This is a genomic window from Janthinobacterium sp. PAMC25594, from assembly GCF_019443505.1.
Lineage (GTDB): Bacteria > Pseudomonadota > Gammaproteobacteria > Burkholderiales > Burkholderiaceae_D > Janthinobacterium.
Genome location: NZ_CP080377.1, coordinates 2,490,916 through 2,514,241 on the forward strand (window position 1 = coordinate 2,490,916; position 23,326 = coordinate 2,514,241).

20 protein-coding genes are annotated in these 23,326 nt (G+C 63.4%); 7 read left to right on the top strand and 13 right to left on the bottom strand.

Annotated elements, in window-relative coordinates; translation table 11 throughout:
- Positions 1 to 8: 8 nt before the first annotated feature.
- On the bottom strand, positions 9 to 935 hold the full coding sequence (locus tag KY494_RS11210; RefSeq protein ID WP_096234313.1) for a histone deacetylase family protein: 927 nt from the start codon (positions 933 to 935) through the stop codon (positions 9 to 11).
- Positions 936 to 1,152: 217 nt separating this feature from the next.
- Between KY494_RS11210 and KY494_RS11215 the strand changes: the two genes are divergently transcribed.
- The 5 genes from KY494_RS11215 to KY494_RS11235 all read left to right on the top strand — a co-directional run bounded on the left by KY494_RS11215 (position 1,153) and on the right by KY494_RS11235 (position 6,996).
- Positions 1,153 to 2,061, top strand: a complete 909-nt coding sequence (locus tag KY494_RS11215) for a MoxR family ATPase (RefSeq protein WP_219890980.1) — start codon at positions 1,153 to 1,155, stop codon at positions 2,059 to 2,061.
- A 5-nt stretch (positions 2,062 to 2,066) separates the two neighbouring features.
- Complete coding sequence (locus tag KY494_RS11220) at positions 2,067 to 3,053, top strand: DUF58 domain-containing protein (RefSeq protein ID WP_219890981.1); 987 nt, start codon at positions 2,067 to 2,069, stop codon at positions 3,051 to 3,053.
- On the top strand, positions 3,050 to 5,071 hold the full coding sequence (locus KY494_RS11225) for a DUF3488 and transglutaminase-like domain-containing protein (protein WP_219890982.1): 2,022 nt from the start codon (positions 3,050 to 3,052) through the stop codon (positions 5,069 to 5,071). The genes KY494_RS11220 and KY494_RS11225 overlap by 4 nt, the downstream gene beginning before the upstream one ends.
- Positions 5,062 to 6,225 (top strand): lytic murein transglycosylase B, encoded by a 1,164-nt coding sequence (gene mltB, locus KY494_RS11230; RefSeq protein ID WP_219890983.1) that lies wholly within the window; start codon positions 5,062 to 5,064, stop codon positions 6,223 to 6,225. The genes KY494_RS11225 and mltB overlap by 10 nt, the downstream gene beginning before the upstream one ends.
- A gap of 438 nt (positions 6,226 to 6,663) precedes the next feature.
- Positions 6,664 to 6,996, top strand: a complete 333-nt coding sequence (locus KY494_RS11235) for a hypothetical protein (RefSeq protein WP_034751784.1) — start codon at positions 6,664 to 6,666, stop codon at positions 6,994 to 6,996.
- 97 nt (positions 6,997 to 7,093) lie between these two features.
- Here KY494_RS11235 and cysM read toward each other — a convergent pair whose 3' ends face one another.
- Positions 7,094 to 7,996: a cysteine synthase CysM gene (cysM, locus tag KY494_RS11240; protein ID WP_116743505.1), complete on the bottom strand. Its 903-nt coding sequence runs from the start codon at positions 7,994 to 7,996 to the stop codon at positions 7,094 to 7,096.
- Positions 7,997 to 8,244: 248 nt separating this feature from the next.
- On the opposite strand from cysM, the gene KY494_RS11245 reads away from it, so the two are divergent.
- Entirely contained in the window at positions 8,245 to 10,008 is a 1,764-nt protein-coding gene (locus KY494_RS11245; RefSeq protein WP_219890984.1) for an FAD-dependent oxidoreductase, read from the top strand.
- On the opposite strand, the gene KY494_RS11250 is transcribed toward KY494_RS11245, so the two are convergent.
- Positions 10,005 to 11,360: a M20/M25/M40 family metallo-hydrolase gene (locus KY494_RS11250; protein ID WP_219890985.1), complete on the bottom strand. Its 1,356-nt coding sequence runs from the start codon at positions 11,358 to 11,360 to the stop codon at positions 10,005 to 10,007. The genes KY494_RS11245 and KY494_RS11250 overlap by 4 nt on opposite strands.
- A gap of 211 nt (positions 11,361 to 11,571) precedes the next feature.
- On the opposite strand from KY494_RS11250, the gene KY494_RS11255 reads away from it, so the two are divergent.
- Complete coding sequence (locus KY494_RS11255; RefSeq protein WP_219890986.1) at positions 11,572 to 13,137, top strand: phospholipase D family protein; 1,566 nt, start codon at positions 11,572 to 11,574, stop codon at positions 13,135 to 13,137.
- Between the two features lie 118 nt (positions 13,138 to 13,255).
- Here the strand turns inward: KY494_RS11255 and KY494_RS11260 are convergent, their stop codons facing one another.
- From KY494_RS11260 to KY494_RS11305, 10 genes are all read right to left on the bottom strand, one after another.
- Complete coding sequence (locus KY494_RS11260) at positions 13,256 to 13,792, bottom strand: helix-hairpin-helix domain-containing protein (RefSeq protein WP_219133276.1); 537 nt, start codon at positions 13,790 to 13,792, stop codon at positions 13,256 to 13,258.
- A 177-nt stretch (positions 13,793 to 13,969) separates the two neighbouring features.
- Entirely contained in the window at positions 13,970 to 14,923 is a 954-nt protein-coding gene (gene rfaE1 / locus KY494_RS11265; RefSeq protein ID WP_219890987.1) for a D-glycero-beta-D-manno-heptose-7-phosphate kinase, read from the bottom strand.
- Entirely contained in the window at positions 14,920 to 16,287 is a 1,368-nt protein-coding gene (locus KY494_RS11270) for a UDP-glucose/GDP-mannose dehydrogenase family protein (RefSeq protein WP_219133274.1), read from the bottom strand. Before KY494_RS11270 ends, rfaE1 begins: the two co-directional genes overlap by 4 nt.
- Positions 16,288 to 16,377: 90 nt before the next feature.
- A complete protein-coding gene (gene lapB / locus KY494_RS11275; RefSeq protein ID WP_071078964.1) occupies positions 16,378 to 17,553 on the bottom strand; it encodes a lipopolysaccharide assembly protein LapB in 1,176 nt (391 codons plus the stop codon).
- Positions 17,554 to 17,599: 46 nt separating this feature from the next.
- Complete coding sequence (locus tag KY494_RS11280; RefSeq protein WP_076567441.1) at positions 17,600 to 17,902, bottom strand: lipopolysaccharide assembly LapA domain-containing protein; 303 nt, start codon at positions 17,900 to 17,902, stop codon at positions 17,600 to 17,602.
- A gap of 236 nt (positions 17,903 to 18,138) precedes the next feature.
- A complete protein-coding gene (locus tag KY494_RS11285) occupies positions 18,139 to 18,444 on the bottom strand; it encodes an integration host factor subunit beta (RefSeq protein ID WP_008446215.1) in 306 nt (101 codons plus the stop codon).
- Positions 18,445 to 18,461: 17 nt separating this feature from the next.
- A complete protein-coding gene (rpsA, locus tag KY494_RS11290; protein WP_034751798.1) occupies positions 18,462 to 20,141 on the bottom strand; it encodes a 30S ribosomal protein S1 in 1,680 nt (559 codons plus the stop codon).
- Between the two features lie 151 nt (positions 20,142 to 20,292).
- The gene (cmk, locus tag KY494_RS11295) at positions 20,293 to 20,961 is read right to left on the bottom strand and encodes a (d)CMP kinase (RefSeq protein ID WP_219890988.1); all 669 of its coding nucleotides are present in this window, start codon (positions 20,959 to 20,961) and stop codon (positions 20,293 to 20,295) included.
- An 83-nt stretch (positions 20,962 to 21,044) separates the two neighbouring features.
- A complete protein-coding gene (gene aroA / locus KY494_RS11300; RefSeq protein WP_219890989.1) occupies positions 21,045 to 22,400 on the bottom strand; it encodes a 3-phosphoshikimate 1-carboxyvinyltransferase in 1,356 nt (451 codons plus the stop codon).
- An 18-nt stretch (positions 22,401 to 22,418) separates the two neighbouring features.
- Positions 22,419 to 23,324, bottom strand: a complete 906-nt coding sequence (locus tag KY494_RS11305) for a prephenate dehydrogenase/arogenate dehydrogenase family protein (RefSeq protein WP_219890990.1) — start codon at positions 23,322 to 23,324, stop codon at positions 22,419 to 22,421.
- Positions 23,325 to 23,326 lie beyond the last annotated feature (2 nt).

Sequence of the window (23,326 nt, forward strand, 5' to 3'; positions counted from 1 at the left end):
CTGCGCCGTTACAGCTCCGCCAGCGCCTTCACATGCGCCGCCACGCTGCGGCCCAGCGACGACAGGTTGTAGCCCCCTTCGAGGCAGCTGACGATGCGGCCCTTGCCATACTGATTCGCCACGGCCATCATTTGCTGCGTCAGCCACGTGTAGTCAGCCTCCACCAGGCCCATGCCGCCCACATCGTCTTCGCGGTGGGCATCGAAACCGGCGGAAATGAAAATCATCTGCGGCTGCTGCCGGTGCAGTGCCGGCAGCCAGTGGTCGAGCACCAGCTGGCGCACGGCATCGCCCTTCGAGCGGGCCGGCACGGGCACGTTGACGCGCGTATCCGTATAGGACTCGACATCGCTGTATGGATAAAACGGGTGCTGGAAAAAACTCACCATCAGGATGCGTGGATCGTTTGCCACGGATTCGGCCGTGCCATTGCCATGATGCACGTCAAAGTCGACGATGGCGACTCTGTCAAGGCCGCGCACGTCGAGCGCATGCTTGGCGGCGATGGCGACATTGTTGAACAGGCAGAAACCCATGGGCTCGCTGGGCCGCGCATGGTGGCCGGGCGGTCGGATCGCGCAAAAGGCGTTGCTAATCTCGCCATCGATGACGGCGTCCGTGGCAGTCACGGCCGAGCCTGCCGCCGCCAGGGCGGCCTCGTAGCTGTGCGCGTTGAGCAAGGTGTCGCCGTCGAGCGGATAGTAGTCGCCCTCGGACGGCACATTGTCGCGCACCAGGCCGATGGCCGTGGCACTGTGGTTGCGCTCGATATCGGACAATTGCGCGCGCACGCCGTCGCGGTGCTCGACCAGGTCGCTGATATGCGCGAGGATCAATTGATCGTTGATGGCCTGCAAGCGGGCCGGCGATTCAGGGTGCCAGTCGCCCATTTCATGGCGCTGACAATCGGGATGGGTATAAATGGCTGTGCTCATGCGCTGTACTGGTTACCTCTGTCTCTGTCCATTCTCCGGGAACACTGCATGGCATTCCTGTTCGCCCTGCGCGTTCTCGCATAAAATCACTGGCTGGTCTGTGCCACCTTTGCTGTCACTCTAATCTACCACGAGCGCGCAGCTGGCGGGCGGCGCCGTTTGACCTGGCCAAAGCGATTGTAAATTAAATAATCCGTTGTACTGTGATAGAAATAACATGTTTTCGAAAATACACCAGGCCGCACAGCAAATCGGCGAAGTTCTCGTCGGCAAACAATTGCAGATCCGCCAGACCCTCGCCTGCGTGCTGGCGGGCGGCCACCTGCTGATCGAAGACGTGCCCGGTGTGGGCAAGACCACGCTGGCGCATGCGCTGGCCATCTCGCTGGGCCTGCAATGGAAGCGCCAGCAATTTACCAGCGATCTGCTGCCCGCCGACGTGGCTGGCATGAGCGTGTATGACCGCGCCAGCGCCAGTTTCATTTTTCATCCAGGCCCCCTGTTCACGCAAGTACTGCTGGCCGACGAGATCAACCGCGCCACGCCGAAGACGCAATCGGGCTTGCTGGAAGCGATGGAAGAGCGGCAAGTGACGCTCGATGGCGTCACGCACGCGCTGCCGCAGCCGTTTTTCGTCATCGCCACGCAGAACTGCGCGCATCAGCTGGGTACCTTCCCCCTGCCCGAATCGCAGCTCGACCGTTTTCTCATGTGCGTCACCCTGGGCTACCCCGATGCGGCCGCCGAACGGGCGCTGCTGCTGGGCGCCGACCGCCGCGCCATGCTGCAAACCTTGCCGGCCGTCATGAACGCGGAAGAATTGCTGCAGGCGCAAGCAGGCCTGCGCGCCATCCACGCCTCGCCCGCCGTCGTCGACTATGTGCTGGCCCTCGTGCACGCCACGCGCGCGCCCGGCGTGTTTGCCGATGGCCTCAGCCCGCGCGCCGCGCTGGCCCTGCTGCAGGCGGCACGCGCCTGGGCCGCCCTGGCCGGACGCGACCACGTCACACCCGACGATGTGCAAGCCGTGCTGCTGCCCGTCTGCGCCCACCGCCTGCATGCGGCACAAGGGTCCACGGACAGCCGCGCGCTGCTGCGGCATCTGCTGTTGAGCATCCCCGTCTGAGCGGCATGCGCTGGCGCACGATTCCATGGCTGCCGGCACGCCCCTGGCTGGGCGCGCAGCGCGTGCACATCCGTCCCTCGCGCGCGGGCCTGGCGTTTGCCGCGCTGCTGCTGGCGCTGTGGATCGCCGCCGTCAATTACCGCCTGGGCCTGGGCTATGCGCTCACGTATTTCGCGGCCGCCTGCGCCATCGCCGACATGCTGTTTACAAGCCGCAACCTGGCGGGCCTGGCCTTGGCCGCCACGCCGGGCAAGCCCGTGTTTGCGGGCAGCCACGCCTTGTTCACCTTGCGCCTGATCAACCGCAGCAGCCGCCCGCGCCATGCGATCGGCCTGGCGGCGAGCGGCGCGTCGGCGGCGCCCGGCCTGGCCGATATCGCCGCCCACGGCGAAACGGCCATCAGCATCGGCATGCCGGCCCGGCAACGGGGTTGGCTCAATGCGCCAGCCGTACGCCTGTCCGGCAGTTTTCCGCTGGGCCTGTTTGTGGCATGGTGCCACTGGCAGCCCGACGCGCGCGTGCTCGTGTATCCGCAGCCCGAGCAAGATGCGCCGCCGCTGCCCTGGCCGGCCGGCACAATACAGCAGGAACGGCAGCCAGACTGGCCAGACTCGCCCGATGGCACCCTGGAACTGGCCGGCGTGCGCGCCTACCAGTCGGGCGACCCCTTGCAGCGCCTGGCCTGGCGCCAGATCGCCCGCCATGATGGCGAGCATTTATTCAGCAAGCAATTCCAGCCTGGCGCCGACGCGCCGGCGGGCGCGTCCCATGGCAGCCTCATGCTTGAGCACGCCACCCTGCACGCGCTGGCGCCGGAAGCGCGCCTGTCGCGCCTGACCGCCTGGGTACTGCAGGCGGAACGCACGGGCTTGCCGTATGGCTTGCGCCTGGGCGCGCTAACGCTAACGCCCGCCCTGGGCGCCAGCCAGCGCGACGCCTGCCTGCGCGCGCTGGCCCTGCATGATCTGCCACAAGACCGGACGGCGCCATGAAAGCCTGGCTGAGCGGCTTGCCACGCGAGAAGGCCGACATTGTGCTGCTGTTGCTGGCCGCCGCCATGGTGCTGGCGCCGCACGCGCTGCACCTGCCCCCATGGTTGTCGGTAGCGACAGCCGCACCGCTGCTGTGGCGCGCCGTCATTACCGTGCGGGGCCGACGCCAGCCGTCGCTCGCCGTGCTGGCGCCGCTGGCCCTGCTGGGCATCGCCGGCGTGTACGCCAGCTATGGCACCGTGCTGGGACGCGATCCCGGCGTGGCCCTGCTGGCCCTGCTGCTGGCCTTGAAGTCGCTGGAAATGCATGGCCGGCGCGATATCTTCGTGCTCGTCTTCCTCAGTTTCTTTTTGCTGCTGGCGAACTTTTTCCATACGCAAGGCATCCTCGGCGCCGCCTGGATGCTGGCCACCGTCCTCGTGCTGCTGGCGGCCCTGCTGTCGGCCCAGTACGGCGCCGTGCAGCCGCGCCTGGCGCAAAGGCTGGGCTTGCTGGGACGCATGCTGGCACTGGCCCTTCCCCTGGCGGCCGTGATGTTTCTTGCCGTGCCGCGCCCCGACGGCCCCCTGTGGGGCGCGCCGCACGAGGGCGCGCAAGCGCGCACGGGCTTGTCCGACAGCATGCAGCCGGGCGCCATCGCCTCGCTGGCCCTGTCAAGCGAACCCGTCTTCACGGCCCGCTTTTCCACGCCGCTCCCGCCGCAAGACCAACTGTATTGGCGCGGCGTGGTGCTGGGCGACTACGACGGCGCCACCTGGACGCGCCGGGGCGCGAAGGGACGCGCGCCTGCCAGCGACAGCCGCATCGACATCGCGCTGGAAGGGCCGCCCAGCCACTATGCAGTGACCTTGCCAGCGAGCGGCCAGCGGCGCATCTTCGCGCTCGATGTGCCGCGCAGCATCGAGCGTCTGCCCGGCAATCCGTATGTCGTCTCGTCCGCGCTGGAAGTGCTGACCATACAGCCCATTACTTCGACCGTGCATTACCGCGTCAGTTCCCAAGCGCGCTACCGGCTGCAGGCCAAGCTGCCTTTGGCCCAGCAGCAGCCATGGCTGGCCTTGCCCGCTGGCAGCAACCCGCGCAGCATCGCCTGGGCCCGCGCACTGCGCGGCAGCGGCGCGCACGCGCTGGCGCCCGCCGACGCCATCGCCGCCGTGCTGGAGCACTTCCGCCACGCGCCATTCCGCTACACCCTGCAGCCGCCGCTGCTGGGCAAGCATGGCGTCGACGACTTCCTGTTTACAACACAAGCGGGCTTTTGCGAACATTACGCGGGCAGCTTTGTCGTGCTGATGCGCGCCATGGGCATTCCCGCGCGCGTCGTCACCGGTTACCAGGGCGGCCTGCGCAACGCTAGCGACAACAGCCTGAGCGTGCGCCAGTCCGACGCCCATGCCTGGAGCGAAGTGTGGCTGGCGGGCCGGGGCTGGGTACGCATCGACCCCACCAGCGCCGTCGCGCCCCTGCGCACGGAGCGCAACCTCGATGCCGCCCTGCCAGCGGCCGCGTCGCCGCTGACGGCCTGGCGCGCCCTGGCCGGCCTCGATGGCGGCGCGACAGGGGCGCTTGCCGCGTGGCGCCAGCAATGGCAGCAAGCCGAGCAGGCCTGGAGCAGCTGGGTGCTCGACACCACGCCGCAACGCCAGCGCGCCATGCTCGATCGCTTGAAAAACCTGCCGGCGACGACCCTGGCACTCGCTTGCGCCGTGCTGGCCCTGCTGTCCGCCGTAGTCGGCGCACTGGCCTGGTGGCGGCAAACGCGGCAAGGCGATCCGCTCGACGCCCTGTACCTGCAGTTTTGCCGCCAGCAGGCGCGTCGCGGCTACAGCCGTGCGCCGCATGAAGGGCCGCACGGTTATGCTGCACGGCTGGCCGCAGGCAAGGCCACACCCAAGGCGCACGCCGCCATCGCACAGTTTCTGGCAATCTATGCCACGATGAAGTATGGTAATGCCAACCCAGATGAACAATCCCGCGCGCGGCGCAGCTTGCGCCACCTGTTAACCCAATGCCGATGAGACGCTCCTTGTTACCGATCAAAACCTCCGCCCTGTCCCTGCTCCTCTCCCTTCCCCTGTGCCTGTCCACCGCGCACGCTGGTGAAAACAGCAACATTTCCGCCGCTGACCGCGCCCGTGCCGTGCGCGCGGCCAAGGCGCCGCCCGCCAAGGCAACGGCCAAAAAAGCACCGGCGAAATTCGACTTCGAAGGCGAGTTTGTCGACTATGCCAACTGGAAAGAAGTACGCGCCTTCCTCGACGAGATGTCCGCCAAGCATGGCTTTGACCGCGCCGAACTCGATACCCTGATCGGCAAGGTGCGCTATGTCGAGTCGACGGTGCAGCTGATGAAACCGGCGCCGCCGGGCAAGCCGAAGAACTGGCAAGCGTACAGCGCCCGCTTCATCGAGCCGGTGCGTATCAATGCGGGCGTGAAATTCTGGGAAGAGAACGCGCAAGCGCTGGCGCGCGCCGAACGCGAGTATGGCGTGCCGGCCGAGATCATCGTCGGCATCATCGGCGTGGAAACCGTGTACGGACGCAACACGGGCCGTTTCCGCGTGCTCGACGCGCTGACGACCCTGGCGTTTTCCTATCCGGAAAGCCCGACGCGCGCCGCGCGCATGGAATTTTTCAAGGGCGAACTGGAAAATGCGCTGCTGTACGCACGCAAGGATGGCATCGATCCCTTGACCCTGCTCGGCTCATATGCGGGCGCCATCGGCCTGCCCCAGTTCATGCCGAGCAGCATCATGAAATATGCGGTGGACTTCGATGGCGATAGTCATATCGACTTGCGCAACTCCACCGCCGACGCCATCGGCAGCGTGGCGCATTTCCTCGTCGAACACGGCTGGCGGCGCGATGACCCGGCCATCAGCACGTATCGCGTCACCGTCTCGTCCAGCCACGCCTGGGAAAAGTTCATCGGCCAGGGCTTGCAAGCCAAGTACCGGCTGGAAGAGTTGCAGGAAGCGGGCGTGAGTACGGTCGCAGCCACGCCCCAGAACATGTTATATGGCCTGATCGATCTGCAAAATGGTTCAGAAGCAACTGAGTATCACTTGGCAACCAATAACTTCTTTGCTATAACTCAGTACAACAGAAGTTATTTTTATGCCATGTCAGTGATCGACTTGGGCAAGGCCATCAGCCAAGTGCGCGCACGCTAACCGAAAGTCGGTGTAAAGTTATAATATTACTTGTAAGAAAGCGTAAGCGATGTTGAAGCGACCAGCAAACAGGTCTATGGTGGGGCCGATAACATGTGCCAGCCTCGCTCGCCAGCCTTTGTGCGGCACGGAATACAGAAATGGTTTTATACTTAACTTTTGTCAAAGTACAATTTTTGTTCTATCATAGAGCATAATAAAGAATAAATAGGTGTTGCAACGTGACAACACCCATTTTATCCAAAGCAAGATTACAGAGCTTTCCGGCCTGAAATGGAATCCTGCTGTACAATTGTGTATATATCATGAAAAACTGTATCCCGGATCGTACCGTGTGTGAATTCGTTCCTTTTAGTAAAGAATGAACATGAACGCAGCAAGAGCGAGCTCCGAGTGTTTTTTACTTTGCAGTGCAACTACAGAAGGAACATTAACATCATGACAAACCAAGTCGGCATTGATATGAACAGCGATTCGGACTCCGACGATCTGCTTCAATACAACCCAAACAGATTGCTCGATACCCTGATCGAAAACCTGCGCCTGAAAAACGACGCAGCACTGTCCCGCGCGCTGGAAGTGGCGCCACCGGTCATCAGCAAAATCCGCCACCACCGCCTGCCGGTCGGCGCATCGCTGTTGATCCGCATGCACGAAGTCAGCGACCTGAGCATCCGCGACCTGCGTTACCTGATGGGTGACCGTCGTAACAAATTCCGCATCAGCGACAAGCAATTCAAGCCAAAAGAAGGCGAAACGCCACAAGGCTGATCCTGCCAGTTTCGCAGGTTTTCCCTCCCCGCCATGGGGAGGGGGTAATTTTCAGGCCGTCCTGGCCGACCCGAATTTCCATTTTAAAATTGAACAATCAGGCTGGGAATACGCCGGTGGACAAGTAGCGGTCGCCACGGTCGCAGACGACGAACACGATCGTCGCGTTTTCCACCGTTTGCGAGATGCGCAGCGCGATTTCGCACGCGCCGGCCGCCGAGATACCGCAGAACAAGCCCTCTTCCGCCGCCAGGCTGCGCGCCATGCGCTCGGCCACGCCCTGGCTCACGTATTCCACCTGGTCCACGCGCGACTTGTCGTAAATTTTCGGCAAGTACGCTTCCGGCCACTTGCGGATGCCGGGAATCTGCGATCCATCCTCGGGCTGTGCGCCGATAATCTGGATGGCGGGATTCTGTTCCTTCAAGTAGCGCGACACGCCCATGATGGTGCCCGTCGTGCCCATGGCGCTGACGAAATGCGTGACCTGGCCATGCGTATCGCGCCAGATTTCCGGTCCCGTGCTTTCGTAGTGGGCGCGCGAATTGTCTTCGTTGGCGAACTGGTCGAGGATGATGCCACGGCCATCCTTCTGCATCTGCTCGGCCAGGTCGCGCGCATATTCCATGCCGCCCGTCTTCGGCGTGAGCAGGATGTCGGCGCCGTAGGCGGCCATGCTCTGGCGGCGCTCCACGCTGAGATTGTCTGGCATCAAGAGCAGCATCTTGTAGCCGCGCAAGGCGGCGGCCATGGCCAGCGCGATGCCCGTATTGCCGCTGGTAGCCTCGATCAGGGTATCGCCTGGCTTGATGACGCCGCGCTCTTCAGCGCGCTTGAGCATGGACATGGCGGCGCGGTCCTTCACGGAGCCGGCCGGGTTGTTGCCTTCCAGCTTGCCGAGGATGACGTTGTTGCGCGCAATCGCATCGGCGCCCGGCAAGCGCGTCAGTTGCACCAGCGGGGTGTTGCCTATCGTATCTTCAAGTGTCTTGTAAGCCATCGTGTCTGTTTGAGTAATTTCAACAAAGACCCATTCTAATATGAGATGCTGGACGGCGTATGGCTAAAAGCCGCCGCCCCGCCAGGCTGCCCCAACCGTGGCCACCCGCGCGCCAGTCCGCATGCTCCCTGGCTTTGCGCCCTGCCAGGGTTGCCGCGCGCGCTGCGCCAGCGGGCCGCGCGCGCATGCGCTAGACTCGTGGCGGTTAGTTATTTTAGTAATTTGCTTATTCAATCAATGGATCAGTCATGAGCAGCAGCACACCCGAATTCATTCCCGAAACCACGCAGGACGATCCCGTCCAGTTCGCCACGCTCGACTTGCAGGGCCGCAGCCACCAGATCTCGCCCGTCTTCAATGCGCTCGAACTGCAGCGCTTGCAGCGCTATGGCACACGGCGGCGCTTTGCCGATGGCGCCACCCTGTTCGAGGCGGGCAGCAGCAGCTTCGGCATGCTGGTGATACTGTCCGGACGCGTCAGCATCACGCGCCACGAGGTGCTGGGGCAGGCGTCGCAGCTACGCGAAGTGGGCGTCGGCCACTTCATTGCCGAGGTGGCGCAATTGTCCGGCCGCCCCACCCTCGTCAACGGCAGCGCCGTGGGCGAGGTGGAATTGCTCGACATCAGTTCGGAATCCTTGCGCGCGCTGATCGTGGCGGAAGCGGAGATGGGCGAACGCATCGTGCGCGCCCTGATCCTGCGCCGCGTGGCCCTGATCGAATCGAATTCGGGCGGCCCCGTGCTGGTGGGACCGCGCGGCAATGGCAATCTGTTTCATCTGCAAAGTTTTCTATCGAGCAATGGCCACCCGCACACGGTGCTCGATCCGGCCAGCGATGCGGCCGCCGCCGCGCTGGCCCAGCGCTACCAGCCCACGCCGCAGGAGTGGCCCTTGGTCGTCTGTCCCGATGGCAAGGTCATGAAGAATCCCGGCAATGCGGAACTGGGGCGCTGCCTGGGCATGTTGCCCGATTTGTCCGGCGACAAGATCTTCGACGTGCTGGTGGTGGGTGCCGGCCCCGCCGGCCTGGCCACGGCCGTGTATGCGGCCTCGGAAGGGCTATCGGTGCTGGCGCTGGAACAGCGCGCGTATGGCGGCCAGGCGGGCGCCAGCGCGCGCATCGAAAATTACCTGGGTTTTCCCACCGGCATATCCGGCCGGGCGCTGGCGGGACGCGCCTATGTGCAGGCGCAAAAGTTTGGCGTCGAGATCGCCACCCCGGCCAGCGCCGCCAGCCTGCTGTGCGACACCTGGCCCCTGCGCGTCACCCTGTGCGACGGCACCGAGGTGCGCGCCCGCACGGTGGTGCTGTCGTGCGGCGCGCGCTACCGCCGCCCCTCGCTGGCCAACCTGAAAACATATGAAGGACGGGGCGTGTATTACTGGGCCTCGCCCATCGAAGCCAAGCTGTGCAAGCAGGAAGAGATCATTTTAGTCGGCGGCGGCAACTCGGCCGGCCAGGCGGCAGTGTTTCTCTCCGGCCATGCGGCCAAAGTCCACATGGTGATCCGCGGCGCAGGGCTGGCGGCCAGCATGTCGAGCTACCTGATCGAGCGCATCGCCGCCACGCCCAACATCATTTTGCACACGCACACGGAAATCATCGCCCTGGAAGGCGACGACGATGGCTTGACGGGCGCCCGCTGGCGCAACAAGCAGACGGGTGAAGAGTGCGACTGCGCCGTGCGCCGCGTGTTTCTTTTTGTGGGCGCCGATCCGAACACGGACTGGCTGCATGACTGCGCCGTTGCCGTGGACGAACAGGGTTTTATTCGCACGGGCTTCGACGTCACGCGCGCGGAATGCCGCGCCCATGGCCATGGCCACGCCGAGTATCGAGCGGACTTGCCGGACCGGGCCGCGCTGGAAACGAGCGTGCCGGGCGTGTTCGCCATCGGCGACGTGCGCGCCGGCTCGACCAAGCGCGTGGCCGCCGCCGTCGGCGAAGGCGCGGCAGTCGTTTCCCAGATCCACGGTTTTCTGGCCCGCCTGCCCGTCAACAACGTCTAGCGCAAGGGCATGGGGTATGTTGCCACGCTGACATTTCCGTCGCGATCGATGGCCTGGACGCCAAAGAAATAGTTGTCTTTCGACAGCTTGACCCTGGCCTCGGTGACATTGCCCACGTCCTGCGCGCCCTGCCACTGGTCTGCCGTGGTGGCGCGCCAGACGATGCGGTAGCCGGCCAGGTCCGGTTCCGTGTTCGGCTGCCATAGCAAGGTCGTGGCGTTTTCCAGCTGCGCCGTGCGCACTTGCACGCCGGCTGGCGCGGCCGGCGCCAGGGCCAGCGAGGCCAAGGCCGCCGCATTCACGCGCGCCACTTTTGCCACGTAGTCATAATCGACGAATTGCGGCAAGTCGCCATACTGCACGCCATTTTCCACGCGCACATCCTGATGCTGGTGGGTAAAATCTTCGTTCGGCTCCGTGAAACGCAGCGCCGCGTAGCCTTGCGCCAGAAACGGCATATGGTCGCCGCCGCGCAGGTAGCGGTCGGCGCGCTGAATGACGTTGACCTTGAAACCGGGCACATAGCGCTCGCCCACCTGTTTTACATGGCGCGCCAGCTGGCGCGAAATGGAATCGTTTTCTCCACCCGTGGACACCAGGGCGCGCACGCCGTCGCTCATTTCCCTCAAGGCGGGAATGCCCTCGGCAAACAAACGCACCTGGCCACCGTCGACCGTGCCGTCGTCGGCGCGCGAACTGCCGATGATGTCGTTATTGAGCATACCGGCGATGTTGAGCTTGTTCAGCTTCGCCTGCTGCGCCCAGTGGCCGGAACCCAATAGCCCCTGTTCCTCGGCCGCCACCGCCATGAAGACGAGCGTGGCGTCGAACTGGTAGCGCGCCATCGCGCAGGCCATCTCGATCACGGCCGCCGTGCCCGAGGCGTCGTCGTTGGCGCCGGGCGCGTCGCCCTGCGCATCCATCACGTCCGTGGCGCGCGAGTCATAGTGGCCGCTGATGACATAGATGCGCCCGGCCGACTGCGGCTGGCTGCCCGGCAGGGTCGCCACCACGTTGACGATTTCCGTCGGCCGCGCGATGCGCTTCGACACGGGCGCGATATGGCTGTCGAACGCCACCTGCAAGCGGCCGCCCGCCTGCGCGCCGCAGCGCTCCAGCTCCGCCTTGATCCAGCGCCTGGCCGCGCCGATGCCGCGCGTGTCGGACACGGTATCGGACATGGTGTGGCGCGTCTGGAAACTGACCAGCTTGCGCACATGCGCCTCGATGCGCTGCGGCGATATCTGCGCCACGACACGTTCGATCTGCGGCTGCGCCGGTTCAGCGCCCGGCGCAGCCGCCACACTAGCCGACAGCATGGCTGCCGTCATTCCCGTCAAAATCCGTACCATGCCTGCATCCCCCGATGATTGATTGAGCTGGCCATTCTCGCATTTTTGACGGCAGGCAAGGATGTTCCAGGCCGAAAATCGTGCATTGTAGAAACTGCTACAATCGGCCACTTCCCGTCCCGCTCACGAAAGACACCCGCATGCGCCAGACCACCCTCCCACCCGCACGCCGCAGTCTCAGCCTGCGCGCGGTCCGCTGACGGTGCGCCGCATGCTCGTCAAATTGCTGCTGCTGGCCACCCTGTTTGCCGGGCTCAGCATCGCTGCGCTGTACAGCTACGGGCGCTTCGCCGAACGGTCGCTGGGAGCACCGGGTACGGCCTTGCCCGTGGCGGCCGGCGCCACCCTGCTCGACCGTGTGCTGGCGCCGCAACTGGCGCAACGCCAGGAACAGAGCGGCACGGCCCTGATCGACGACAACCTGGAAGCGTTCGCCCTGCGCGCCCTGAGCGCGCGCGAAGCGGGCCGCAGCATCGACCTGCAGTACTACATCTGGCATAACGACGTCACGGGCCGCCTGCTGGTGCGCGAACTGCTGCGCGCGGCCGACCGCGGCGTGCGCGTGCGCGTGTTGCTTGACGATATCAATGCGCGCGGCCAGGACGCCGCCATCCTCGCACTCGACAGCCATCCGCTGATCGACGTGCGCATCTTCAATCCGGGCCGCAACCGCGACGGCATCTGGTTGCGCGCCGTGGAAATGGCCTTGCGCGCCGTCAGCCTGAACCGGCGCATGCACAACAAGGCCTGGATCGTCGATGGCAGGGTGGCCCTGGTCGGCGGGCGCAATATCGGCGATGAATATTTTGATGCCGCCGAGCAAGTTAATTTCCAGGATGCCGACTTGCTGCTGGTGGGCCCCGCCGTGCAGCAGACGAGCGACATCTTCGACCGCTTCTGGAACAGCCGCGCCGTCATCCCCATCGGCGCCTTGCACGCTGGCAAGAACGCGGGTGCGCCGGAGCTGCAGGCTGTGCGCGCCCGCCTCGATGCGCTCACGGGTGAACTGGGCGCTTCGCCGTACCTGCGGCAACTGACTGATGCGGGCCAGCTGCAGGCCCACCTCGATGGCCGGCTGCGGCTGCACTGGAGCGCGCAGGTGCAAGTGCTGTCGGACCCGCCGGAAAAAGCCGCGCCCGTGGCCAGTTTGCAGCGCAGCGAGCACTGGCTCATGCACAGCTTGCTGCCCTTGCTGACCGAGGCGCGCGAAGAAGCGCTGCTGACTTCGCCCTACTTCGTGCCCGGCGCGGCGCTGACGCGGAGCCTGGCCGACAAGGTCGCCGCCGGCGTCAAGGTCAGTGTGCTGACCAACTCGCTGGCCGCCACCGACGTGGCCCTCGTGCATGCGGGCTATGCGCGCTATCGCGAAGCGCTGCTGGGCGGCGGCGTCGACCTGTATGAATTGAAGACCCTGCACCGCAAGCGCATCAGCCTGATGGGTTCGAGCCGTGCCAGCCTGCATACCAAGGCCGTGGTGGTCGATGGCCAGCGGGGCTTCGTCGGCTCCTTCAACCTCGATCCCCGCTCGGCCCAGCTGAACACGGAAATGGGCGTGCTGTTCAACGATGCCGCGCTGGGGTCCGACATGCGCGCGCTGTTCCTGCATTCGACCTCGGGCGACACCAGCTACCGCCTGTTCCTCGACAACGGCGCCCTGCGCTGGTCCGACGCCACCGAGCAGCCAGCCAAGGTGTGGACGCACGATCCGGAATCAGGCTTCTGGCGCCGCATGCTGGTGTCCGTGATGCGCTGGCTGCCGATCGAGTCGCAACTGTAGGCGCATCGGCAAGGCAAAGTGGCGGCGCATAAAAAAAACCCCGCGCGGCCGGTACCACGCGGGGTTTTCTTCTCGTGCTGCGCGGCACCACCACGCAACACGCTTTACAGCAACACGCTTACTTTTTCTCGGCTTCAGCCTTCTTCGCATCGGCGGCAGCCAGCTTCGCTTCTTTCTTCGCGGCAGCGGCGGCAGCCTTCGCTTCTTTCTTGGCAGCAGCAGCTTCTTTTTTCGTCTCAGCGGCTGTCTTGGCTGGCGCCGCAGCGGTGTCGGTCGCAGCAGCTGGCTTCGGTGCGGCTTCTTTCGCTGCAACTTCCTTCACAGCAGCTTCCTTTTTTACCGGGGCGGCTTTCGCCGCCGGGGCGGGCGCCGCTGGTGCGCCGGACTTGGCCTGGCCATTCACCTGCAAGCCCGCTTCCGACAGTTTCACAGAACTTTTCGGACCGATACCCTTCACGCGGCTTTCGAAATCGGCCCAATCCTTGAAGGCGCCGCCCTTGGTACGCTCGTCGACGATGGCTTTCGACGTGACGGGGCCGATGCCCTTGACGCTGTCGAGTGCCGCCTGGTCCGCCTTGTTGACATCGACCTGGGCAAAGGCAAAACCCATCGTCGCGATCAGGGTGACGATGGCCAGCAGTATTTTTTTGAACATGGGTATCTCTCCGTGGTGTGGTTTCAAGATGACTCGAACGCAAAGGAGGAACAGCGCCTCAACGGCTTTAACGGCTGTGACGTGATATGGTTGACAAGACGGGACAGCGGAAGGACGGGAAAACCTGCGCCAGATCAAACGCCCGGCGCAGGCAAGATGCGGACTACAGCGGCATATTTATTGCGGGAACAGCTCTTCGCGGGTGACCGTGGCCGTGCCCAGCTTGCCGACGACGATGCCGCCGGCCCGGTTGGCCGTACGCACGGCGTCGCCCAGGCCCATGCCGGCGCCCAGCATGGCCGCCATGGTGGCGATCACCGTGTCGCCCGCGCCCGAGACGTCGAATACTTCGCGCGCATCGGTCGGCATGTGCAGCACCTCATCGGCCGTGTACAGGCTCATGCCCTCTTCGGAACGGGTCAGCAGCAAGGCGTCCAGGCCCAGCTGCGCGCGCATCTGCTGCGCGCGTTCCGTCAATTGCTCTTCCGTGCTCCAGTTGCCGACCACGCGGCGCAGCTCGGACTTGTTCGGAGTGAGCACTGACGCTCCCGCATAGCGGCGGAAGTCATCGCCTTTCGGGTCGACCATGACGATCTTGCCGGCCGTTCTCGCCGCCTTGATCATCTCGGCCACTTTCACCAGGCTGCCCTTGGCGTAGTCCGACAAAATCACCACGTCGTAATGCGGCAAGAGGGCATTAAACTGCGCCAGCTTGTCGCGCAGCACCGTATCGCTCGGTGCATCCTCGAAGTCGATGCGCAGCATTTGCTGCTGGCGGCCGATCACGCGCAGCTTGATGATGGTGGAAATGGCCGCGTCGCGCTGCAGATAGCTGTGGATGCCGTCCCCTTCGAGCAGACGCTCGACCTGGCTGCCGGCCTCGTCGTCGCCGACCACGCCCAGCAAGCCCGTCTTCGCTCCCAGCGCGGCCGCGTTGCGCGCCACGTTGGCCGCGCCGCCCAGGCGCTCTTCGCGCTTTTCGATACGCACAATGGGCACCGGTGCTTCCGGCGAAATACGGCTGACATCGCCGAACCAGTAACGGTCCAGCATCACATCGCCCACCACCAGCATGCGCACCTGGGCCAGCGCGGCCGGCGCCGTCAAGGCTGCCACCCCGTGGGCGCTCATGCGCGTGTCAGGATCGAGCGGCCGATGCCGTGGTACTCGATGCCCGCCTCGGCCATGACGGCCGGCTCGAACAGGTTGCGTCCGTCAAAGATCACGGCCTGCTTCAGGCGCGCCTTGACCTGTTCGAAATCGGGACTGCGGAAGGCTTTCCATTCGGTCACGATGACCAGCGCATCGGCGTCCTGCAGCGCATCCTTCGGACTGTCGGCAAAGCGCACCCTGGCGAACTGCTCCGGCGTCAAGTCCAGTTGCAGCACGCGGCGTGCCTCGGGCATGGCGACGGGGTCATACACGGCCACCGTGGCGCCGCGCGCCAGCAAGTCCGCCAGCAGCACGCGGGCCGACGCTTCGCGCATGTCATCCGTGTTCGGCTTGAAGGCCAGTCCCCAGACGGCGAAATGCCGGCCCGTCAGATCTGCGCCGAAGCGAGTGACCACTTTGCCGCCCAGCACCATCTTCTGCCTGTCATTGACGGCTTCGACGGCACGCAGGATCAGCAACTCCTGCCCATAGCCGCGCGCCGTGCGCTCGAGCGCCTGCACGTCTTTCGGGAAGCAGGAACCGCCATAGCCGCAGCCTGCGTACAGGAAGCTGTGACCGATGCGCGGGTCGGAACCGATGCCGTGGCGCACGGCTTCGATATCGACGCCCACCTTGTCGGCCAGGTTCGCCAGTTCATTCATGAAGGAAATACGCGTGGCCAGCATGGCGTTCGCCGCATACTTCGTGAATTCGGCCGAGCGCACGTCCATCCAGTGGGTGCGCTCGTGGTTGCGGTTGAACGGCGCATACAGGATTTTCAGCAATTCGCGCGCGCGCTCGCCGTCCGGCGTGGCATCGACGCCGATGACGATGCGGTCCGGGCGCATGAAGTCTTCGACGGCCGCGCCTTCCTTGAGAAATTCCGGGTTCGACGCCACCGAGAACGTGGCGGCCACGCCGCGCGCGTCCAGTTCGCCCTGGATGGCGGCGCGTACTTTTTCGGCCGTGCCGACGGGCACGGTCGACTTGTCGACGATGACCTTGAAGTCCGTCATGTACTTGCCGATGCCGCGCGCGGCCGCCAGCACGTATTGCAGGTCGGCCGAGCCGTCTTCATCGGGCGGCGTGCCGACGGCGATGAATTGCATCACGCCGTGCGCGGCGGCTGCCTCGACATCGGTGGAAAAGGTCATGCGGCCGGCGGCGCGGTTGCGCGCCACGACTTCTTCCAGCCCCGGTTCATGGATGGGGATGCCGCCGCTGTTGAGCAAGGCGACCTTCTGTGCGTCCAGGTCGAGGCAAAAAACGTCGTTGCCCAGCTCCGCCAGGCAGGCGCCCGTCACGAGGCCCACATAGCCCGTGCCGATAATGGTGATTTTCATGGTTGTGCCGTATTTGTAAACGTATTTGTAAATATAGATGCTGCAAACAAGTACACGCCACGTTGCACTATGGCAAGGTGGCGTGTCGGGTTAATTCATGACGTTGAGCTCTTCTGTGCGGCGCGGCGGGTAGGTTTCCCACTTGTTGCAGCCAGGGCAGTGCCAGTAAAACTGGCGTGCCTTGAAGCCGCAATGGCTGCACTGGTAGCGGGCCAGCTTCTGCGTGTAGCCGTGCACGAGGTTTTTCACCATCGACAGCTCGGACCAGATGGCGGCCGGCGCATCCATCATGCGCGCTTCCAGCAGTTTATCCAGGCCCAGCAGGGTCGGCGTGCGGCGCAGCTCGGCGCTGACCAGCTGCTTCGCCGCTTCCACGCCGTCGAGTTCGATCACGGCCTTGAAGACGACCTCGATCAAGTCGATCGACGACGCCTCTTCCAGGTAGGAGCGCAGCAGGTTGACGCCTTCCTGCGCGCGCCCCACCTTGGTGTAGCCATCCATCAGGCGCTGCGCCACCAGGGCCACGTGCGGCACGCTTTGCTGCTCCACGCGGCGCCAGGTGGTCAGCGCGCCTTCCACGTCGCCGCGCGCCAGCAGCACGTCGCCCGTCAGGATGGTGGCGCGCACGCTCTTGCGGTCCGTCTGCAGGGCTTTTTCCAGCAACGGCATGGCTTCGTCCGGCTTCATGTGCACCAGCGCGTCATGCGCCAGTTCGCAATAAAACTGGGCGATTTCCTTCTGGCGCGCACCGGCGCCCGATTCCTGCAAGCCCACGGCCGCTTCGATGGCGCGCGGCCATTCCTTTTCGCGCTGGTAAATTTCCAGCAGCGCGCGGCGCGCCTGGGCCGCATATTGCGTGTCGATCAGGCTGTTGAAGGTTTCCTCGGCCCGGTCCAGCAAGCCCGCCTTCAGGTAATCCATGCCCAGCTCGTAGGCGGCATGGCCCTGCTGTTCCAGCGGCAAGTCCGGGCGCGCCAACAAATTCTGGTGCACGCGGATGGCGCGCTCCGTTTCGCCGCGGCGGCGGAACAGGTTGCCCAGCGCAAAGTGCATATCGGCCGATTCCGGGTCCAGCTTGACGACTTCGATGAAGGCATCGATGGCCTTGTCGTGCTGCTCATTGAGCAGGAAATTCAAGCCCTTGAAGTAATTGCGCGGCAGGCTGCGCGATTCGGACACCAGTTGATGAATGTCGACGCGCGCGGCAATCCAGCCCAGCGCGAAAAACACCGGGATACCCAATAGCCACCAGAGTTCAAAATCCATGCGATTGTTTTTATTCGAGTAAGAGAGATAGGAGCGACGGCGCCGCTTACTGCGCGCTCACGCTGTCCGGTTGCGGCTGGACATTGCTGGGCACGCCAACGGTTTGCAGCGCGGCAATGGTAGTTTTTTGCTTGCTCGCTTCGCGGCGGTGACGGAACACGGTCGGCGTCAGGGCCAATACGCCCAGGCTGGCGCCGGCGACAAAAAAGCCCAGCAGCATCAGGACCAGGGGGCCGCGAATTTCATAATTGAGGAAAACATGCAGGTCGACAACCTGCGCATTCTTCAGCGCAAAGCTGAAGAACAGGACGAAAAGAACACAGCCAACGATGGTGGAGATGATTTTCATCGATACGCCCAGAAAGTACAAAAAATGCCGTATGGCACAACCTCGGAATGCCTGGCAGAAGCGTAGCGAGCGTCAGTGATTTGTGGCCGAGAAGCGCAACCGTACTGAAGTACGGTGAGCATCGCAGACCGCAAAGCGCGACGCGCAGTAGCTTATGCCAAGTATTCTCAGCATATTAACAAAAAAAAGCGGCATCCAAGGACGCCGCTCTTTATTTTCCGCCTTCCAGCAGACGATTAATCCTCGATGATCGGTTGTCCGACCATCGCGTCCACCCGCTCGCGCAACTGTTTGCCCGGTTTGAAGTGAGGCACCCGTTTTTCAGGAACCATCACCTTGTCGCCGGATTTCGGGTTGCGACCGATGCGCGGGGGCCTGCTGTTCAGGGCAAAACTGCCAAAACCGCGGATCTCGATACGCTGACCGGTCGCCAGGGCGTTGGTCATCGCATCGAGAATGGTCTTGACGGCATACTCCGCATCTTTCGCCACCAGCTGAGAATAACGCTCAGCGAGGCGGTTGATCAGCTCGGACTTTGTCATCTGCCGTATCCGCAGTCTTAGTTCTTGTTATCGAACTTAGCTTTCAACAAGGCGCCCAGGCTGGTGGTGCCCGAAGCTGCGTTGTTGTCGGTAGCTGCCATCTTCTGCATGGCTTCCTGGGTTTCCACGTTGTCTTTCGCTTTGATCGACAGTTGGATACCACGGGCTTTGCGGTCGATGTTCAACACCATGGCTTCGACGGTATCGCCGACTTTCAGGTGCGTACCAGCATCTTCAACGCGGTCGCGCGAGATTTCGGAAGCGCGCAGGTAGCCTTCAACTTCTTCGGACAGTTGGATCACGGCGCCTTTAGGCTCAACCGATTTAACGGTGCCGGTTACCAGCGAGCCTTTGTCGTTCATGGCTGCGAAGTTGTTGAATGGGTCACCTTCCAGTTGCTTGACGCCCAGGGAAACGCGCTCGCGCTCAACATCGATGGCCAGAACGATGGCTTCCAGTTCGTCACCTTTCTTGAAGCGACGCACGGCTTCTTCGCCGGTTTCGGTCCAGGACAGGTCGGACAGGTGCACCAGACCGTCGATGTTGCCGGCCAGGCCGATGAACACGCCGAAGTCGGTGATCGATTTGATCGCGCCGCGGACTTTATCGCCCTTCTTGTGGGTAACGCCAAAGTCATCCCAAGGGTTGGCTTTGCACTGTTTCATACCCAGCGAGATACGACGACGCTCTTCGTCGATTTCCAGAACCATCACTTCTACTTCGTCGCCCAGTTGGACAACTTTGTTAGGAGCAACGTTTTTGTTCGTCCAGTCCATTTCGGAAACGTGTACCAGACCTTCGATACCCTGTTCCACTTCAACGAACGCGCCGTAGTCGGTCAGGTTCGTTACTTTACCGAACAGACGGGTGCTTTGTGGGTAACGACGGGACAGACCGGTCCAAGGATCGTCGCCCAGTTGTTTCACGCCCAGCGAAACACGGTTTTTCTCTTGATCGTATTTCAGGACTTTGGCGGTGATTTCCTGGCCAACCGTCAGGACTTCCGACGGGTGACGTACACGGCGCCATGCCAGGTCGGTAATGTGCAGCAAGCCATCGATACCGCCCAGATCCACGAACGCGCCGTAGTCGGTGATATTTTTGACGACGCCGGTCACGACCGTACCTTCTTTCAGCGTTTCCATCAGTTTCTGACGCTCTTCGCCCATCGAAGCTTCGATGACGGCGCGGCGGGACAGAACCACGTTGTTACGCTTGCGATCCAGCTTGATCACTTTGAATTCGAGGGTTTTGCCTTCGAATGGGGTGGTGTCTTTGACAGGACGGGTATCAACCAGCGAGCCCGGCAGGAATGCGCGGATGCCGTTGGTCAACACGGTCAGACCGCCTTTGACTTTACCATTGACGGTACCGACGACGATTTCGCCCGATTCCATCGCTTTTTCCAGAGCCAGCCACGAAGCCAGACGCTTGGCTTTATCGCGCGACAGGATGGTATCGCCGAAACCATTTTCCAGCGATTCGATCGCCACGGAAACGAAGTCGCCAACTTTGACTTCCAGTTCGCCGTGGTCGTTCTTGAATTCTTCGACAGGGATGAATGCTTCGGATTTGAGGCCAGCGTTCACGATCACGAAATTGTGGTCGAGGCGCACGACTTCAGCGGAAATAACTTCGCCGGAGCGCATATCTTGACGCGACAACGATTCCTCGAAGAGCGCAGCAAAACTTTCCATACCGGTAGATTCGTTAGTTGTAACAGTAGACATAGGGTTCACACAGGTTATCCAGCAGAGATCGCACCATGCGACTTAAACTGGGTTAGGTTTTTGACACACCCGGACAGGCCAGGAGCCGTCAACGGGCACCACATAGCACAACAACACGCTATTTTGCTGCAGCTGCATACCATTTCAACACGGTTTCGACGGCAACATCTGCCGTCATTTCCGACGTATCGAGGACATGCGCCCCTTCCGCGGGGACCAGCGGCGCAATCGCACGGTGAGTATCACGTTCGTCCCGCGCCTGCAAATCCATCAGAAGGTCTTCCATATTAGCAGAAAAACCCTTGTCTATCAATTGCTTGTAGCGCCGTTGCGCGCGCGCCTCGACGCTTGCCGTGAGGAACACCTTCAATTGGGCATGCGGGAAGATCACCGTGCCCATGTCGCGCCCGTCGGCCACCAGACCCGGCGTCCTGCGAAAACCCAGCTGCAAGCCCACGAGCGCATGGCGCACAGTTGGCAATACGGCAATTTTCGACGCCGTATTGCCCACTTCTTCGGCACGGATCTGCTCGGTGACGTTTTCCTGCGCCAGCAAGATCTCGCCGCCCGCGAAATGGCAGGGCAGATGCTCGGCCAGCTTGGCCAGCGCGTGCTCGTCACGCAAGTCCGTGCCGCGGCGCAGCGCGCTCAAGGCCGTCAGGCGGTACAACGCGCCCGAGTCCAGGTAATGGAAACCCAGCTTGTCGGCCACGCGATGGGCCACCGTGCCCTTGCCGGAAGCGGTGGGGCCGTCGATGGCGATGACTGGGATGTTGGAGGTTGGCATTATTTTGTCACTTTAAAAAAACTAAACCCCAAGACAAGAGCTGGGGTCAGACCCGGCGGGTCTGACCCCAAATTTGCCTTCGGTTAAATAAGACTGTCTTTGGCAATCCCCGCAAACGCGGCGAAATACTCGGGGAAGGTCTTGGCCACGCATTTCGGGTCGTTGATGCGCATGGCGTTGCCGCGGCGGGCGGCGCCATCGAGCGAGGCGAGCGAGAAGCACATGGCCATGCGGTGGTCGTCATACGTGTCGATGGTCGCTGCGGCGATTGAGGCCGGTGGCGTCACGCGCAGGTAGTCGGCGCCCTCTTCCACTTCCGCGCCCAGCTTGCGCAATTCCGTTGCCATGGCGGTCAGGCGGTCCGTTTCCTTCACCCTCCAGCTGGCGATGTTGCGCAAGGTCGAGGTGCCGTCCGCGTACAGGGCGGCCACGGCGATCGTCATGGCCGCGTCGGGGATGTGATTAAAGTCCATGTCGACGGCTTTCAGCACGCCGTTCGAGCGCGCCTCGATCCAGTTCTCGCCCATGGTGATGGTGGCGCCCATTTGCTGCAAGGCTTCGACGAAGCGCACGTCGCCCTGGATGCTGTCGCGCCCCACGCCTTCCACGCGCACGGGACCGCCGCCGATGGCGCCGGCCGCCAGAAAATACGAGGCCGACGACGCGTCGCCTTCCACGTGGATCGTGCCCGGGCTTTGATAGTGCTGGCCCGGCTGCACGGTGAACGACTGCCAGCCGTCATGCTCGACCGTCACGCCGAAGCGGCGCATCAGGTTCAGGGTAATTTCAATGTACGGCTTGGAGATCAATTCGCCCGTCACGTCGATGGTGACCGCGTGATCGCGCGCCATCAGCGGCGCCACCATCAGGAGGGCCGTCAAAAACTGGCTCGACACGTTGCCGCGCACGGCGATGCGCTGCGCGTGGATGTGGCCGCGGCGGATGCGCAGCGGCGGGAAGCCCTGCTCGCCCGTGTACTCGATCTGCGTGCCGACGGCGTTCAGCGCGTCGACCAGGTCGCCGATCGGGCGCTCGTGCATGCGCGATACGCCTTGCAGCGTGTAGTCGCCGCCGATGACGGCCAGCGCCGCCGTCAGCGGGCGGATCGCCGTGCCGGCGTTGCCCATGAACAGGTCCGCCGCGTGGTGCGGGAACACGCCGCCGCAGCCTTCCACGTGATGCACCTGGTGCGCCGTGGCCGGGTCGCCGATGAGTTCATCCTGCGTCCATTTGACGCCCAGCGACGTCAGGGCAGTCAGCATGACGAAGGTGTCGTCGGAGGCGAGCAGGTCGATGATCTTCGTCGTGCCCCTGGCCAGCGCGGCCAGCAGCAGCACGCGGTTGGAAATGCTTTTCGAGCCGGGCAAACGCACCGTGCCTTCGGCATGCATCACCGGCTTCAAATCGATATGGTGGGGGTAGTGCTTGGTCTGGGTCATGCTGGAATCCTTGAGTATTTATCGTGTGGGCGCGGCCGGCATTTCCGCCGTTTCAATCGCCTCGATCCATTGCTGGCGCGCGTGCTGGGCGTTCGCATACACGCCCTCGATGGCGGCGCCGTCATTCGCGGCCAGGTGGGCGCGCAAGGTCGTCAACTGCGCCAGGTAGGCGTCCAGTTCATGCAGCAGCGCCGGCTGGTTGGCCAGGCTGATGTCGCGCCACATTTCCGGCGATGAGCCGGCGATGCGCGTAAAGTCGCGAAAGCCGCTGGCCGCATATTGAAACAGCAGGCCCGCGTGCGGCTTGTTGGCGATGTCGTCGACCAGCGCAAAGGCCAGCAAATGCGGCAGATGGCTGACGGCGGCAAACACCTTGTCATGCTCTTCGGGTGTCAAGGTATGCAGGATGGCGCCGCAGGCGCGCCACGCGGCCGCCACGCGTTCCACGTCGGCGGCGCTATTTTCCGCCAGCGGCGTGAGCACCACTTTCTTGCCTTGATATAGATCGATGATGGCCGCATCGGGGCCATTCGTCTCGCGCCCCGCGATCGGGTGGCCGGGCACGAATTGCCCGACTTTTCCACCGAGCGCCGCGCGCGCGGCCGCCACCACATCGCTTTTCGTGCTGCCCGCGTCGGTGACGACGGTGGCAGGTTGCAGATGCGGCGCGATGGACGCCAGGATGGCGCCCGTCTGCGCCACGGGCGCGGCGACCAGCACCAGGTCGGCGTCAAGCAAGGCATCGGCCATGTCGCCGCCGATTTCGTCGATGATGCCCAGTTCGAGCGCGCGCGCCATCGAGGCCGGCGAGCGGCCCATGCCGACCACGGTGCCGACCGCACCCGCGTGTTTCAAGGCGCGCGCGAACGAGCCGCCGATCAGGCCTACGCCGAAGATGACGATTTTATTCAGTGCAGGCGTCATAT

Coding starts and splice junctions, on each gene's coding strand:
- cmk (WP_219890988.1), bottom strand. CDS start 20,961: ATGCCAACCTCCAACATCCCAGTCATCGCCATCGACGGCCCCACCGCT.
- KY494_RS11285 (WP_008446215.1), bottom strand. CDS start 18,444: ATGACAAAGTCCGAGCTGATCAACCGCCTCGCTGAGCGTTATTCTCAG.
- rpsA (WP_034751798.1), bottom strand. CDS start 20,141: ATGGAAAGTTTTGCTGCGCTCTTCGAGGAATCGTTGTCGCGTCAAGAT.
- KY494_RS11210 (WP_096234313.1), bottom strand. CDS start 935: ATGAGCACAGCCATTTATACCCATCCCGATTGTCAGCGCCATGAAATG.
- mltB (WP_219890983.1), top strand. CDS start 5,062: ATGCCGATGAGACGCTCCTTGTTACCGATCAAAACCTCCGCCCTGTCC.
- aroA (WP_219890989.1), bottom strand. CDS start 22,400: ATGACCCAGACCAAGCACTACCCCCACCATATCGATTTGAAGCCGGTG.
- KY494_RS11225 (WP_219890982.1), top strand. CDS start 3,050: ATGAAAGCCTGGCTGAGCGGCTTGCCACGCGAGAAGGCCGACATTGTG.
- KY494_RS11260 (WP_219133276.1), bottom strand. CDS start 13,792: ATGTTCAAAAAAATACTGCTGGCCATCGTCACCCTGATCGCGACGATG.
- KY494_RS11250 (WP_219890985.1), bottom strand. CDS start 11,360: ATGGTACGGATTTTGACGGGAATGACGGCAGCCATGCTGTCGGCTAGT.
- KY494_RS11215 (WP_219890980.1), top strand. CDS start 1,153: ATGTTTTCGAAAATACACCAGGCCGCACAGCAAATCGGCGAAGTTCTC.
- KY494_RS11235 (WP_034751784.1), top strand. CDS start 6,664: ATGACAAACCAAGTCGGCATTGATATGAACAGCGATTCGGACTCCGAC.
- KY494_RS11255 (WP_219890986.1), top strand. CDS start 11,572: ATGCTCGTCAAATTGCTGCTGCTGGCCACCCTGTTTGCCGGGCTCAGC.
- KY494_RS11305 (WP_219890990.1), bottom strand. CDS start 23,324: ATGACGCCTGCACTGAATAAAATCGTCATCTTCGGCGTAGGCCTGATC.
- KY494_RS11245 (WP_219890984.1), top strand. CDS start 8,245: ATGAGCAGCAGCACACCCGAATTCATTCCCGAAACCACGCAGGACGAT.
- KY494_RS11270 (WP_219133274.1), bottom strand. CDS start 16,287: ATGAAAATCACCATTATCGGCACGGGCTATGTGGGCCTCGTGACGGGC.
- lapB (WP_071078964.1), bottom strand. CDS start 17,553: ATGGATTTTGAACTCTGGTGGCTATTGGGTATCCCGGTGTTTTTCGCG.
- KY494_RS11280 (WP_076567441.1), bottom strand. CDS start 17,902: ATGAAAATCATCTCCACCATCGTTGGCTGTGTTCTTTTCGTCCTGTTC.
- rfaE1 (WP_219890987.1), bottom strand. CDS start 14,923: ATGAGCGCCCACGGGGTGGCAGCCTTGACGGCGCCGGCCGCGCTGGCC.
- cysM (WP_116743505.1), bottom strand. CDS start 7,996: ATGGCTTACAAGACACTTGAAGATACGATAGGCAACACCCCGCTGGTG.
- KY494_RS11220 (WP_219890981.1), top strand. CDS start 2,067: ATGCGCTGGCGCACGATTCCATGGCTGCCGGCACGCCCCTGGCTGGGC.